The 13,483-nt window shown below is 61.3% G+C and carries 15 protein-coding genes; 9 read left to right on the top strand and 6 right to left on the bottom strand.

Translation table 11 applies throughout. The annotated features are described in order from the left end of the window. Positions 1-414 (bottom strand): RNA-guided endonuclease InsQ/TnpB family protein (locus ACYP2A_RS27840; RefSeq protein ID WP_459749143.1); only part of this gene is annotated, 414 nt, incomplete at its 3' end. 102 nt (positions 415-516) lie between these two features. On the opposite strand from ACYP2A_RS27840, the gene ACYP2A_RS27835 reads away from it, so the two are divergent. Beyond that, the gene (locus ACYP2A_RS27835; RefSeq protein WP_459749142.1) at positions 517-1,455 is read left to right on the top strand and encodes a Bug family tripartite tricarboxylate transporter substrate binding protein; all 939 of its coding nucleotides are present in this window, start codon (positions 517-519) and stop codon (positions 1,453-1,455) included. Positions 1,456-1,487: 32 nt separating this feature from the next. Here the strand turns inward: ACYP2A_RS27835 and ACYP2A_RS27830 are convergent, their stop codons facing one another. Beyond that, positions 1,488-1,736, bottom strand: a complete 249-nt coding sequence (locus tag ACYP2A_RS27830) for a hypothetical protein (RefSeq protein ID WP_459749141.1) — start codon at positions 1,734-1,736, stop codon at positions 1,488-1,490. A 188-nt stretch (positions 1,737-1,924) separates the two neighbouring features. Between ACYP2A_RS27830 and ACYP2A_RS27825 the strand changes: the two genes are divergently transcribed. The 3 genes from ACYP2A_RS27825 to ACYP2A_RS27815 are packed head-to-tail and all read left to right on the top strand — an operon-like array spanning position 1,925 to position 5,253. After that, entirely contained in the window at positions 1,925-3,076 is a 1,152-nt protein-coding gene (locus ACYP2A_RS27825; RefSeq protein ID WP_459749140.1) for a (R)-mandelonitrile lyase, read from the top strand. 2 nt (positions 3,077-3,078) lie between these two features. Beyond that, positions 3,079-4,152 carry an alpha/beta hydrolase gene (locus ACYP2A_RS27820; RefSeq protein ID WP_459749139.1) on the top strand — a complete coding sequence of 358 codons (1,074 nt, stop codon included), beginning with the start codon at positions 3,079-3,081 and terminating at the stop codon, positions 4,150-4,152. Positions 4,153-4,197: 45 nt separating this feature from the next. Then, complete coding sequence (locus ACYP2A_RS27815) at positions 4,198-5,253, top strand: alpha/beta hydrolase (protein WP_459749138.1); 1,056 nt, start codon at positions 4,198-4,200, stop codon at positions 5,251-5,253. A 6-nt stretch (positions 5,254-5,259) separates the two neighbouring features. On the opposite strand, the gene ACYP2A_RS27810 is transcribed toward ACYP2A_RS27815, so the two are convergent. Then, positions 5,260-5,739: an isochorismatase family protein gene (locus ACYP2A_RS27810; RefSeq protein ID WP_459749137.1), complete on the bottom strand. Its 480-nt coding sequence runs from the start codon at positions 5,737-5,739 to the stop codon at positions 5,260-5,262. Positions 5,740-5,872: 133 nt separating this feature from the next. On the opposite strand from ACYP2A_RS27810, the gene ACYP2A_RS27805 reads away from it, so the two are divergent. Beyond that, entirely contained in the window at positions 5,873-6,640 is a 768-nt protein-coding gene (locus ACYP2A_RS27805; RefSeq protein WP_459749826.1) for a substrate-binding periplasmic protein, read from the top strand. A 112-nt stretch (positions 6,641-6,752) separates the two neighbouring features. Here ACYP2A_RS27805 and ACYP2A_RS27800 read toward each other — a convergent pair whose 3' ends face one another. The 3 genes from ACYP2A_RS27800 to ACYP2A_RS27790 form a co-directional block, all read right to left on the bottom strand. Then, the gene (locus tag ACYP2A_RS27800; RefSeq protein ID WP_459749136.1) at positions 6,753-9,101 is read right to left on the bottom strand and encodes a TonB-dependent siderophore receptor; all 2,349 of its coding nucleotides are present in this window, start codon (positions 9,099-9,101) and stop codon (positions 6,753-6,755) included. A gap of 101 nt (positions 9,102-9,202) precedes the next feature. Further along, complete coding sequence (locus tag ACYP2A_RS27795) at positions 9,203-10,144, bottom strand: FecR domain-containing protein (RefSeq protein ID WP_459749135.1); 942 nt, start codon at positions 10,142-10,144, stop codon at positions 9,203-9,205. Continuing rightward, on the bottom strand, positions 10,141-10,659 hold the full coding sequence (locus ACYP2A_RS27790) for a sigma-70 family RNA polymerase sigma factor (protein ID WP_459749134.1): 519 nt from the start codon (positions 10,657-10,659) through the stop codon (positions 10,141-10,143). Before ACYP2A_RS27790 ends, ACYP2A_RS27795 begins: the two co-directional genes overlap by 4 nt. A 174-nt stretch (positions 10,660-10,833) precedes the next feature. Between ACYP2A_RS27790 and ACYP2A_RS27785 the strand changes: the two genes are divergently transcribed. The 4 genes from ACYP2A_RS27785 (at position 10,834) to ACYP2A_RS27770 (ending at position 13,454) form a co-directional block, all read left to right on the top strand. Beyond that, a complete protein-coding gene (locus tag ACYP2A_RS27785) occupies positions 10,834-11,097 on the top strand; it encodes a hypothetical protein (RefSeq protein WP_459749825.1) in 264 nt (87 codons plus the stop codon). Next, complete coding sequence (locus ACYP2A_RS27780; RefSeq protein WP_459749133.1) at positions 11,094-11,858, top strand: Fic/DOC family protein; 765 nt, start codon at positions 11,094-11,096, stop codon at positions 11,856-11,858. Before ACYP2A_RS27785 ends, ACYP2A_RS27780 begins: the two co-directional genes overlap by 4 nt. A gap of 117 nt (positions 11,859-11,975) precedes the next feature. Further along, positions 11,976-12,494, top strand: a complete 519-nt coding sequence (locus ACYP2A_RS27775; protein WP_459749132.1) for a sigma-70 family RNA polymerase sigma factor — start codon at positions 11,976-11,978, stop codon at positions 12,492-12,494. A gap of 3 nt (positions 12,495-12,497) precedes the next feature. Further along, entirely contained in the window at positions 12,498-13,454 is a 957-nt protein-coding gene (locus ACYP2A_RS27770; RefSeq protein ID WP_459749131.1) for a FecR domain-containing protein, read from the top strand. The last annotated feature ends 29 nt before the right edge of the window (positions 13,455-13,483 follow it).

The following is a 13,483-nucleotide window of genomic DNA, read 5'->3' as shown; positions in this document are numbered from 1 at the left end:
CCAGCGAATATCAAGGGGCACCTTGCTTTTCGCAATGAAAAGCTTGCCGTCGACATACTTGAAGGCGCTGCGCGTGAACTCGGCGGACTGACGATGGTGTTTCTTTTTGAATGAAGGGTATCCGGAGCGCTTTTCGAAGAAATTGATGAAAGCCTTTTGCTGGTGGCGAAGCACCTGCTGCAGAGGAACGCTGGAGACCTCGTTGAGCCATGCCTTCTCTGGATCTTTCTTCAACCGGGTCAACGCCGCATTAGCGCGAGTAAAGCCAATGTTCGTCTTGTCTTCGGCGTAAGCTTTGGAGCGAAAATCCAGGATGTAATTGTAGACGTAGCGTACACAGCCAAAGGTTTTCTCCAGTAGCAGTTTTTGCTCTGAAGTGGGGTAAAACCTGAATTTATAGGCGCGTTTGCTCATCGATGGATAGTGCCATTAAACTGTATATATGTACAGCCAATGCGACTACGTCGCGCTCATTTCCTCCCCACCTGAAGGAAGGGGTTTCTCGGAGCAATCTGGATGAAAAAGACCACCGCAATTCTCGCCGGCCTCGCGCTGGGCGTCATGGCCAGCCTGGCCCAGGCCGACACCTGGCCAAGCCGCCCGGTCACCCTGATCGTGCCGTTCCCGCCCGGTGGCGCGGCCGACACTGTCGGGCGCTACTACGCCGAGCAACTGTCGACCTCGCTCGGCCAGCCGGTGGTGGTTGAAAACAAACCCGGCGCCGGCACCGCCATCGCCGCCGAATACGCGGCCAAAGCCAAGCCCGACGGCTATATCCTGTCGCTGGCCACCGCCGGGCAACTGACCATCCTGCCCAACCTGCAAAGCGACCTGCGCTTCGACGCGCTGAAAGACTTCACCCCGGTCGCGGTGCTGGCCTCGGTGCCCAACGTCGTTGCGGTCAATGCCAGCAGCAAGATCAATACCCTGCAAGAACTGATCAGCGAAGCCAAGGCGCGCCCCGGCGCCCTCAGTTACTCGTCGTGCGGCAACGGCACGCTGTGCCACTTGTCTGGCGAACTGCTGAAAAACCTGGCCGGTATCGACCTGCTGCATGTGCCCTACAAAGGCAGTGCGCCAGCCGTGACCGGCCTGCTGGGCGGTGAAGTGGATGTCGCGGTCGACACCGTCACCGTGCTGGCGCCACAGATCAAGGCCGGCAAACTCAAGGGCCTGGTGCTCAGCAGCGCCGAGCCTTCGCCGCTGCTGCCGGGCGTGCCGGGTGCGCTGCAAGCCGGCCTGCCAGGTTTCGTGGCCTCCGGCTGGTTCGGCATCGTCCTGCCAAAAGACGCACCGCCCGCGGTGGTCGAGCGCTTGAGCGGCGCGATCAAGGTCATCGCCGACGCCCCCCAAACCGCCGAGCGCTTTGCACAGAACGGCATCACCCTGGAAAAAAGCACGCCGGCCGAATTCGGTCAGTTGATCGCCGATGACCACAAGCGCTGGGTGAGGTGATTGGTGCGGCGAAGGTGAAGATTGAATAAACGCTACGCGCCCAGAATACCCGCAGGCAGCAGCGCTTCAATGCGCGCTGCCTGCGCCCGCTCATAGGCAATATCGCCGTCATCCCAGCGGTCATACTCCATCTCGATCTGCAGGTCGCCTTGCCGCAAGGTGGCCCAGGAATGATCGAGGCCGCCGCCTTTGCTCAACGTCCAGCCGTGCAACGCCAGGTGATCGCGCAAGGCGATCCAGTCGCTGAGGGTGATGCTGTGGATCCTGATCAGGTCTGACAATCGAGCGGTCCTTGCCAAGGTTCATAGACATATATCGCCACACATTTACTTGTGAATCCAGCTCATAAGCCTGTGCCGGTGCGGCTGTCTAGTGCGCCTTGCTGCGCTGACTTAAGGTTTTACAGCCATGCCTTGCCAACGTCTGTGTAAGGCACTGAAAAACTGCCCTTCTTGCAGGAATTCCTTGAATGAAACCTCTGATAGGCCCACTTGTTGCCTTGTCGCTCATGGCCGCAGAAGCCGGCGCGCAGGCCAGCAGCCAGATCCGTATCAGTACTGCGGGTTCATCGCCCTCGGTACAGGGCGCGGAGCAACACTTCACCGGCAAGGTGCGGGTCGATGGTCTGTTCAAGGCCGATGCACCGGCGCGTATCGGTGGCGGCACGGTGACCTTCGAGCCCGGCGCACGCACCGCCTGGCATACCCATCCGCTGAGCCAGACGCTGATTGTCACTGCAGGCCTTGGCTACGTGCAGCAGCAGGGCGGCCCGCGTCAGGAAATTCGTCCGGGTGACATCGTCTGGATCCCGCCGCAGGTTCGTCATTGGCATGGTGCATCGGCCACCACTGCGATGACGCACATTGCCCTTGCCGAGGTCGACAATGGCAAGACCGTGACCTGGGAGCAGAAGGTCACCGATGCCGAATACAACGCTGCGTCGTTACCCGCTCAGGCCAAAGACACCGCGCCGCCCGCCTCGAACACGCTGTCGGCCAGGCAACGGGCAATTCCATTGATTGCCGCCTTTATGGCCACCGGCGACATTCCCAAACTCAATACGGCCTTGAATCAAGGTCTGGACGCTGGTTTGAGCATCAGCGAGTCGCGGGAAATCCTGGTTCAGCTTTACGCCTATGTCGGTTTTCCGCGCAGCCTCAATGCGCTGGATGAACTGATGAAGGTCGTGCAGGCGCGCCAGCAACGAGGGCTTCAGGACGCGCCAGGCCGCGAGCCCAGCCGGAAGGTTGCGACGGGCGAGGCCTTGTTGGCCGCAGGCACCGCCAATCAGACGCGCATTTCCGGCGGCCCGGTCAAAGGTCCGGTGTTCGACTTCGCGCCGGTGATCAACCGGTTTTTGCAAGCGCACCTGTTCGGCGACATTTTCGAGCGCGACAACCTCGACTGGCAAAGCCGCGAGCTGGCCACCGTCGGCGCGCTGGCGGCCACCAAGGGTGTCGAGGCGCAATTGCGCTCGCACATGCGCGCCAGCCTGCGCGTAGGGCTGAGCGCCGAACAACTGCGCCAGTTGGTCGAGGTATTGGGCGAGCACAGCGACGAACACACCGACGAGCGTGCCAATACCGCTCTGACCCAGGCACTGGCGGCTGCGCAGGGATGAGCATGAACACAGTAAAAACACTGCTGGGCCTTGCGCTGTTCAGTACACTGGTCGCCTGCGCCACCCATTCCGGCGACACGGCGGGGCCCTTGCTGATTCAGGAGCAGGGCAGCTTCGCCGCTGGCGGCACGATGACCACCGCACCGGGCACGTTCAACCCGCGCAAACCCATGGTCGCCGATGGACAGACCTTCCATGGCGATCACGCCTACGCCTTCTACCAGATCCCGGCCAATGCCCGAAAGCTACCGCTGGTCATGTGGCACGGCGCGGGCCAGTCCGCCAAAACCTGGGAAACCACGGCCGACGGTCGTGAAGGTTTCCAGACGATTTTTCTGCGCCGCAGGTTCGGCGTGTACCTGATCGACCAGCCACGTCGCGGCGATGCCGGGCGCAGCATGATCGAGGCGACGATCAAGCCGGTGCCGGATGAACAACTCTGGTTCAACCAGTTCCGCATCGGCCTGTGGCCCGATTATTTCGATGGCGTGCAGGTCGCCCGCGATGCACAGACGCGCGAGCAGTTTTTCCGCGCCATGACACCCAACACCGGACCGTTCGACATGGGGGTGGTGTCCGAGGGCGTCTCGGCGGTGTTCGACCGCATCGGCCCCGGCATCCTGTTTACACACTCGCAGGGCGGCGGACCGGGTTGGCTGACCGCGATCCGCAACGACAAGGTCAAGGCCATCGTGGCCTTCGAGCCGGGCAGCAGCTTTGTCTTTGCGCAAGGTGAAGTGCCGGCGCCGATTCCCAGCGCCTTCGACACGGTGCAGGGCACCGCGGTACCGCTGGCGCAGTTCCAGGCGCTGACGCGCATTCCGATTCTGCTGCTGTATGGCGACAACATTCCGCAGCAGGCCGTCGACTTGCCGGCTCAGGACAGCTGGCGCGCGCGGCTGGCGATGGCCCGGTTGTGGCGCGACGCCGTCAACCGGCATGGCGGCGACGTCAGGCTGGTGCACTTGCCGCAAGAAGGCATCAAGGGCAACACCCACTTCCCGATGTCGGACCTGAACAATGTTGAGATCGCCGACCTGGTCTCCGGATTTCTAGCGGAAAAACACCTGGACTGACGCTCGCGTCGACGCCCATATTTTTTAATGCTCTGGAGAGCTCGAATGCCCCATTCCTTTTTGAAAGCTTCACTCATGGCCGCCGTGGTTGGTCTGTCTGCCGGCGAGGCGCTGGCGGCAGACTACAAAAAGAACCCGTTTACCCTGGCCTACGACGGTGCGATCAGCGGCAATGAGCCGGGCAAGGTCAATATCTATCCCGTGAGCTACACGCTCAATGGCCTGGATATCGCCGCCAATGTTTACACGCCTGCAAACTACGACCCGAAGAAAGCCTACCCGACAGTCGTGGTAGCGCACCCCAACGGCGGGGTCAAAGAGCAAGTGGCAGGCCTGTATGCCCAGCGTCTGGCAGAACAGGGCTACATCACCATCACCGCCGATGCCGCCTGGCAGGGCGCCAGCGCAGGGCAGCCACGCAGCGTCGACAAGCCCGCCAATCGCATCGAGGATATCCACGGCATGGCCGACTTTATCGCAGGCTATGCCGGCGTCGATGCTCAACGCCTCGGTTTGCTCGGCATCTGTGGCGGCGGCGGGTATTCGCTGGCAGCGGCGCAAACGGACAAGCGCTTCAAGTCAGTGGCAACCGTCAGCATGTTCAATTCCGGGCGGGTACGTCGCAATGGCTACGCCGACTCGCAACTGGACACCGTGCAGCAACGCTTGCAGCAGGCATCGGCGGCGCGTGCCCAGCAAGCGGCCGGCGGTGAGGTGTTGTATTCGGGGGATGCCAACCTGACCGACGAGCAGATCGCCAAACTGCCTTTCGACCTGTACCGCCAGGGCTATGAGTATTACTGGAAAACCCACGCGCACCCCAACTCGACCTTCAAGTACACCACCAGCAGCCTGCTCGACCTGATGCGTTTCGATGCCACCGACCAGATTGGCTTGATCCGGCAGCCCTTGCTGATGATCGCGGGCAGTCGGGCCGACAGCCTGTACATGACCGAAGACTCCTTCGCCAAGGCCACCGGCACCCAGGACAAGGAACTGTTCAAAATCGACGGGGCCACGCATATCGAAACGTACTGGGTGCCCCGGTATGTCGACGCGGCCCTGGGCAAACTGACCGCGTTTTACGCAAGAACCCTGTAGTTGCCGTTATTTGCCCAGCCCGGCCAGTACCTCGGCCGCCGTAGTCACCTGACGAAAGTGATGTTTCCACAGCTCGATGCCCATCTTTGCCGACCTGTCCAGCGATGAACCCACGGTCAGGTCGGTGATCAGCGTCGGGTTAAGCCCCGCATCGAACAGCGCAAAGCCTGCCGCCAGCACGCAGGTTTCGGTCTGCAGGCCACACACCAGCACCCGCTCGACGCCCAGGCCCTTGAGGTATTCAAGGGTTTCGGGCGTCTGCCCGTAACCGTGCTTCACAAAAACTTCATCGGCTTCGATCAGGCTCTCATCCTCAGTGGCAGGGTGCCAGCCGAGTTGTTTCTCGAACGGAGTGACCTGCTCGTCATACAGTTCTATCGAGGCGACCGTGGGGATGTTTGCCGACAAAAAACGAATGCGGTCGATGAGCCACTCCGGCGGGCTGAAAGTGGACTGCACGTCGACGATGAGCAAGACCTGCTCCATGAACTTCTCCCGAACGGTACTTGAAAGGCGCGGAGTATATCGCCAGCAAGCGCTGCGTCGCGTTTCGATCTATGCTGACGAAGTGTCATGCCTGATTGCCATGTTCTTTAACCGGATCACCTTGATGGGTCTTTTGACCAGACGTTCGCGCCGCTCACGTGCAAGAGCCGTTTACCTGCAAAGCGCAGCACTGGCTGCTGCGCTGCTTTGTTCGACATATCCGGTGGTGGCTGGCCCCGTCGATGTCTTCGTGCCCGATGCGCCGCCGCTGACCATGTCAGGCCCGGACGGTCGCCATGGGATCGTCGGCGATGCGACCCTCAAGGCCGCCGCGTTGGCCGGTTATGACTTGCACCTTCTGACCTTGCCCTGGTCGCGGGGCCAGCGCACCGTGCAGCTCGGCGAGGACCTGCTGATCATCCCGCTGTCGCGCACCCCGGACAGGGAGGCGAATTACACCTGGATCGCACCGATCATGAGCATGGACCGCGCGTTTTTCAGCCTGGACAAACGCGTTGAAACCTTTGAACAGGCGCGCCAGACCTATCGCCGGATTGCGGTCGGCATGGGCAGCGCCCAAGAGCAGAAGCTGCGCGATGAGGGTTTCAGCGACGAGCAGATCTATTCGTTGAAAATCGGCGACAACCCGGCGCAGATGTTGCTATTGGGCCGCGTCGATGCGTGGTTCAACGGCGTACCGGAAAGCCGCTATATCTGGCGCGGCGTTTCCAGCAAACCGTTGCTGATGAGCCCGGTGCTGATGACCACCGACCTGTACCTGGCGTGCTCGAAAACCTGCAACGAAACGATGATTCAGCGTTTCAGAAAGGCCGTCGACACCTTGCGCGGCGACGGCACGATCGAGCGGATCGTCGATGAATATCTTGGGGATTTACCTTAAGTTGCAAGCTGCAAGCTGCAAGCTGCAAGCTACAAGCTACAAGCTACAAGATAAAAGCGCGCATGACGCCCAATTGCTTGCGGCTTACAGCTTACGGCTTGCAGCTTATAACTCAATATTTCCAGCTCACCGACGCCATGACGTTACGCGGCGCGCCGTAGTTGCTGGAGCCTGCGGTCTGGTACAGCGACAGCAAGTACTTCTGGTCAAAGACGTTGTTCAGGTTCAGCGAGGTGCTCCAGTGCTCGTTGAAGTCGTAGCTGGTCATCAGGTCGACCAGCGCGTAGGCGTCCTGGCTGACGCGGCTGTTAGAGTCGGCTTCGGTTGCGCTTTGCCATTGCACGCGGGTGCCGACCTTCGCTTGCGGCAGGCCGGGCAGGCGGTAAGTCACGCTGCCGCGCACGCTGTGGTTGGGCACATAGCGGCGCGCCTTGTCGCCGTCGTTGTCTTCGATGCGCACGTAGGTGTAGCCGGCGGCCAGTTCCAGGCCCGGCAGGGCTTCGCCTGAGGCTTCAAGCTCGACGCCCCGGCTCTTGAAGTCCACGCCACGGTACGCGTATTGGCCGTTGATGATCTCGCCGGTGGTTTCGGCGACGTTCTGCTGGTCGGTCTTGAACACCGCGGCGGTCAGGGTCAGGCGGTCGTCGAGCAGGCTACCCTTGATGCCGGCCTCGGTGCTTTTGCCTTCCAGCGGTTCGATCACGCCACCGGCGGTGCTGCGCAGGTATTGCGGCTTGAAGATCTCGGTCCAGCTGGCGTACAGGCTCCACTGCGGAGTCAGGTCGTAAACCACGCCGGTATACGGCGTCACCTTGCCGTGTACGCGGGTGTCGTGGGGTGAGCCATAGCCCATGCCTTCGCCGTCGGCGCTGAGCATGCGCGCGCCGACGATCCAGTGCAGGTCGTCGGTCAGGCTGAAGCGCGCGCCGCTGAACAGGCTTTTCTGCCGGTCGGTGAAGTGCTGTGTATTGAGGTCGTCGGTGTAGGTCAGCGCAGGCTCGATCACATTACCGGCCAAGGCGTCGGCGAGGCTGACAATCTGGTTGCCGGACGCATCGCGGTAATGCCCGCGCTCGTCGTGGCGGCTGCGGCCGTAATTGGCGCCCACGGTAAAGTCGTGCTCGCGGCCGAACAGGCTGAAAGGCCCCGACAGCTGTGCCTCGCCAGTGATCTGGTGCTCGGTGCTGGTGGTGCGGTTGATGTAGGCATACACATCGCTGGCGGTTGCCGGGATGGCGTAGAGCATCTGGGTGTCCTGATGCTGATTGACCCCCGTAACGGTGATCGTGCTGTGCCAGCCATTGCCGAAGTCGTGTGCCAGCTCGGCGAAGGCGCGTTGGGTGTGGATGTTCCAGTAGGTCCACGGCTGGCCGATGCTCGAGCTGCGGCTGCTGTAGTGGATGCGGTTGCCGGCGTAGTCGGCAATCGGCAGGGCGCCCCAGGTGCTGCCGTTGGAGTTGCTCTTCTGGTCGGAGTAGCCGACGGTCAGGGTGTCGGCATCCGACAGGTCGAAGGCCAGCAAACCGGCCGCCACATTGATCTCGTGGCTGTAGCGGTCCAGGTACGAATTACCCTTGTCGTGCGCATAGATAAAGCGCCCGCGCACGTTGCCGCTGTCGTTCAGCGGGCCGCCGACATCGACGTCCAGGCGGCGGTTGTCCCACGAGCCTGCGCTGGTATTGATTTTCGCCTCAAAGGTGTCGGTCGGGCGTTTGCGCACCGCGTTGACCGTGGCCGACGGGTTGCCCGCGCCGCTCATCAAGCCGTTGGCGCCGTGCAGCACGTCGATCTGCTCGAACTCGGCCAGGTCCTGATCGCCCAGCAGTACGCCTGACGAAAAGGGCATGCCCATGCCGTCGTACTCGAAGTTGTCGATGGTGAAACCGCGCGAGGTGAAGGCGGTGCGGTCGGTTTCAAACTGCTCGACAGTGACCGTCGGTGCACTGCGCAGCGCATCTTTCACGCTGGTGAGCTTGAAGTCTTCGATCTGCTGGGCGGTCACGGTGCTGATCGCCTGCGGCGTTTCCTTGTTGCTCAGGCCCAGGCGCGTGGTGCTGGCGGCCGGGGCACGGCGGGCAGCGTAGTCATTGACGCCATCGGCCAGGGCGCCCTGGCGCGAGGCATCGATCACGGTGGCATCCAGCGTCAGACCGTCGCTATTGAGCGGCTGTACGCTCAGCGCGCCACTGGCGGTGACCCGCAGGCTCAGGCCGGTACCTTGCAGACTCTGGCGCACGGCTTCTTGAGAGCTGAGCTGGCCACGCAGCGCTTGCGCCTGACGACCTGCGACATCGGCCGGTACGAACAGCACCTGACGGCCGCTGACCTGGCCGATGCTGATCAGGGTGTTGGCCAAGGGACCGGCGGCGACGTTGAAGTCGTACACAGCGTCGGCGGCAAAGGTGCTGAAGCTGGCCAGACACCCGCTGATGACCAGCGCGAATGAGGAATTTGGATGCATGAAGGAGGGCTCGACAAAGGGTTCTGCGGGACGCGAATAACGCGGTACTGCCTGGTATGTGACGCGAGCCTGGAAAATTTTCAGGGGCAATATGAAAAAAATCAGACTCTGTCGATGCGCGTCCACAAGCCCAGGTAGTTTTCGATCCGCAAGGGCAGCACATCCTTGAGCGCAGCCAGCGCGCCCTGGCTGTCATCCAGGGTGAATACGCCAGAAATACGCAGTGCGGCGGCCCTGCTTGAAACCTGCAACACGCCACGGTGGTAGGGCACAAGGTGCTCGATGACATTGCCCAGCGACTGGTCATGCACCTCCAGCAGTCCACGCGTCCAGCTGCGTTCGTTGGTGTGCTGCGCCGCGATCGCCTGCCAGGTGCTGCCATCGAATGCCAGGCCCTGGCCTGCTGTCAGCGTCTGCTGTCGCTGCGCGGTGCGCAATTGCAACTGGCCGCTCATGGCCCACAGCTGCGCCTGATTGTCCTGGCGCGACAGCAGGCAACTGCCGCCTTCAAGCCAGGCTTCACCCCACGGGCAGGCCAGCACGAACGGCCGCCCCGGCTCACTGCGCACCTCGGCCAGCACCGCGCCGCGCAACAGTTGCACGCGGCGCTGGCTGGCGTTGAAATCCAGATCGACCGAGCTTTCGGCATTCAGCAACAGGGTCGAGCCATCGTCCAGCGTGAACGAACGCCGCTGCGCAGTGGTGGTGCGCAAGTCGGCACCCCAGCGTGTGTACAGCGGGCTGCTTTGTTGAGTGAGTAAATGCGCGCCCACCGCTACGGCACCCAGCCCCAGTGCACCGCGCAACACCCGCCGGCGCGTATGGCCGCTGTTGCGCAAGGCATGCGTAGAGCCGGGCTGTTGGGCAAGAGGGCTGAGCGTGCGGTTCAACTGCTGCTGCAAGGCCAGCCACGCCTGGCGATGGCTGGCATCGGCGTCCAGCCAGCCCTGCAACTGGCGCTGCGAGACATCGTCGAAAGCGCCCGACGAACGCCGCGCATACCATTCGATGGCCTGCGCCACCGCCGGCGGCAAGCCGCTCAAGGGGCCGCTCGATAGCAAGCGGTCAGGCCTTGCACCACATACTGATGCACGCGCGTCACCGAGACACCGAGGTCGGCGGCGATCTGCGCATAGGTCAAACCATCGAGCTGGCTGGACAGAAACGCCGACCGCGCCTTGGAAGACAGGCCGTCGAGCAACCGGTCGATCTCCATCAAGGCCTCCATCACCAGCCAGTGCTCCTGCGGCGACGGTGCAGTCGCCTCCGGCAGCGTTGCCAGCGCCTCAAGGTAAGCCTGCTCGATGTCGTTGCGCCGCCAGCGGGCAAAGATCAACCGTTTGCCGATGGTACTCAGCAATGCCCGGGGTTCGCGGATGCTCTGCGGGTCGGGCATCGCCACGACCTGGGCAAAGGTCTCCGAAGCCAGGTCGGCGGCGTCCTCGCGACAGTTCAGGCGCACGCGCAGACGATCGAGCAGCCAGCCGTGATGATCACCAAACAGACGGTGCAGAATCTGCTGGCGGGACGGGGAATCGGGAGAATGACTGGCAATCAAGGCGGCTGACCTTTAGCGAATGACACTTATTCTCAATGGTGGCAATGTTGTCAATAGATTGCAAGGTCGAGTGTTTGAAGCTTTGATCAGACCGATGCTGTTGAAAGGCGCATCATGACAGAACCGATCAACATCCTTGGTGCTATGATCGGGTTGTTAATGGAGGGATGCTCGATGACCCAAGCCGCTGCCGTCAGTGTTGCCAGTCAAATACGCCAACTCGCCAAGACCCACAAGATCACCGCTGAGCGTGACGGGTTAAGCCATATGGCTATGACCATAACCCGCCTTGCGGGTGATCAGGTCGAACTCGACAACGTTGAACAACTGCTGATCAACCTCAAACGCAAAGGTGTTCTCGACAGGGCGCAAACGCTGGAACTGCAAGGGCGCTATATGCAGGAAAAAAGGCGTGCAAAAAAGAAACTCAGCGCGTGAGTTTCGATCCTTTCGGCGATTTTGAAACAGCCGGTTATCTTCAGAATAGCCAAGGCCTCAAGGACCCTGTCGAAGTCAAAGAGTCCGAGCACTTTGTTTTCGAATTGGGTATTCAAGAGGCGCTTGTATGCCTTGAACAAAAGCATTTGCTTGATTACGAAGCGGTTCTGCAGATTCATGAAATCCTGTTTGGCGGATTTTATCCATGGGCGGGCAAGGATCGTAACGAGCTGATTCCACATCTTGCGGTGTTCAAAGGGGCGCTGGATGACCCCGACAGTACGGTATTCGAGCATCCAGACTTGATCAGAAGGTCTGTCGATTACGCGCTCAAGCTCGCCGCAAACATGTCCAGATTCAAGGAAAAACCAGGTGAGGTCATGGGTCAACTGGCGTTCGCTCGTCCTTTTCTGGATGGCAACGGGCGCACTCTCTTGCTTGTGTTCATGGAGCTGAGTTATCGGGCCGGCTTCACCATTGATTGGTCCAGAACACGCAAAGACAACTACCTTAAAGCACTCAGCGACGAGATTCGTGATCCCTTCAACGGGCATCTTGACCAGTACCTCAAGCCCTATGTCATTGAAATCGTCAGTCGTGAACAGTGGCCGCAAATCATTGGCGGCATTCGCGGTCTTGATGGTCTCGACAAAGGCAACATTGCCTACGCAAGCCTCGATAACCCAGAGGTGCAGCAGATCTATAAAACTTATCGGGCTGGGCATCGCGTGGCCCCGGACTCTCCAGAAACGGATGGCTGAGCTGCGTTGGTAGACGGTATCTGACATTTCTGATCCTGATACTGCCCTCTTGCACCCTCAAACCGCCCTCCAGTAGCATTGCGATCAATTATCAAATGCACTTGCAGGTCTGTTCGATTGACTAACGCCGACGCTCTTTCCGACGCTGCAAGTGCCAGCGTGCGCACGCTTTATCTGGACCACCATGCCTGGTTGATCAACTGGCTGCGCAAGCGCCTGCACCCTGCCGACGGGGCGGCCGATCTGGCTCAGGACACCTTTGTGCATCTGCTGGGCAGACCGCAACTGGCGGTGCAGTTGCAGGCACCGCGGGCCTGGCTGGGCACCGTAGCGCGTGGGTTGCTGGTCGACAGGGTTCGTCGCCAGCGCTATGAGCGGGCTTACCTTGAGGCCTTGAGCCTGGCACCCGAGGCCGAAGCGCCTTCTGCGCAAGATCAGTATTTGATGTTTGAACTGCTGACCCGGATCGATGCCTTGCTGGATGGCCTGGCGCCCAATGTACGCAGTGCATTTTTGCTGTCGCGCCTGGAGGGCCTGACCTATAGCGCAATTGCCGCGCAGCTCAAGGTCAGCGTGCCGTCAGTGGAAAAGTACATCGCCAAAGCGGTGCGCCATTGCTATCTGGCCCAGTTGTAAGCCATGGCCGACACGTTGCCTTTTCCTGATCGGGTTCTGGATCAGGCGATTCTCTGGCATGTAAGGCTGACCTCCGGTGAGGTTTCGCCAGAGCAGGCCGAGCGCTGTCTGGCCTGGCGCCGCGCCGATGCCAGCCACGAGGCCGCCTGGCAAGCGCTGCAAGGCAGCGAGCGGCTGTTTGCGCCGTTACCGGCTGCCCAGGCTCACGCGGCAGTAAAAGCGTTGACCGAAGTTGGCGCCTCACGCCGTCAGGCCATGAAACTGCTGGGGCTGGGCCTGGGTGTCGGTGGCGCCGGCTGGCTGGGCTGGCAACAGCCGGTGGTCAGTGCCTGGCGTGCCGATTACGCCACCGGCACCGGCCAGCAGCGCAGCATCACCCTGGCCGATGGCAGCCGCTTGCAGCTCAATACCGACACCGCCGTCAATGTGCGATTCAGCGCACAACGGCGCGATATTGAGCTGATGCGCGGAGAAATGTTCATTCATACCGGCAAGGACCCCTTGCGTCCGCTGCGGGTCGCTGCCGCGCAGGCGTCGTTACGGGCCATCGGCACAGCGTTCTCGGTACGCGAGATGCCTGAGACCACGTTGCTTTGCGTGACCGAGGGCGAGGTGGCCATCGAGCAGGGTGGCGCTGAAAGCCGTGTTCTGGCCGGTCAGAACGTAGCAATCAGCCGTTCGGGCAGCCAACAGCCGACGCAGGTCGGGCTTGATCCGTATGCATGGGCACAGGGCGCAATCAGCGCCCGGCGCGCACGCCTGGGGACGCTGATCGCCGAGTTTGCCCGCTACCGCCACGGCTGGCTGGCCTGCGACCCGGCGGTAGCGCAACTGGAGGTTTCGGGCGTGTTCCAGATCAACGATCTGGAGCGGGCGCTGGATACCCTGGCCGGCAGACTGCCGATCCATATCCAGCGCTTTACACCCTGGTGGGCACGGATAGTTGCGCGTCAGGCGTAAAAAACTTCAGCGCAGCGTTATGGTATTTG

The organism is Pseudomonas sp. 3A(2025) (assembly GCF_054589175.1).
This window is presented reverse-complemented; position numbering and strand designations above follow the sequence as displayed.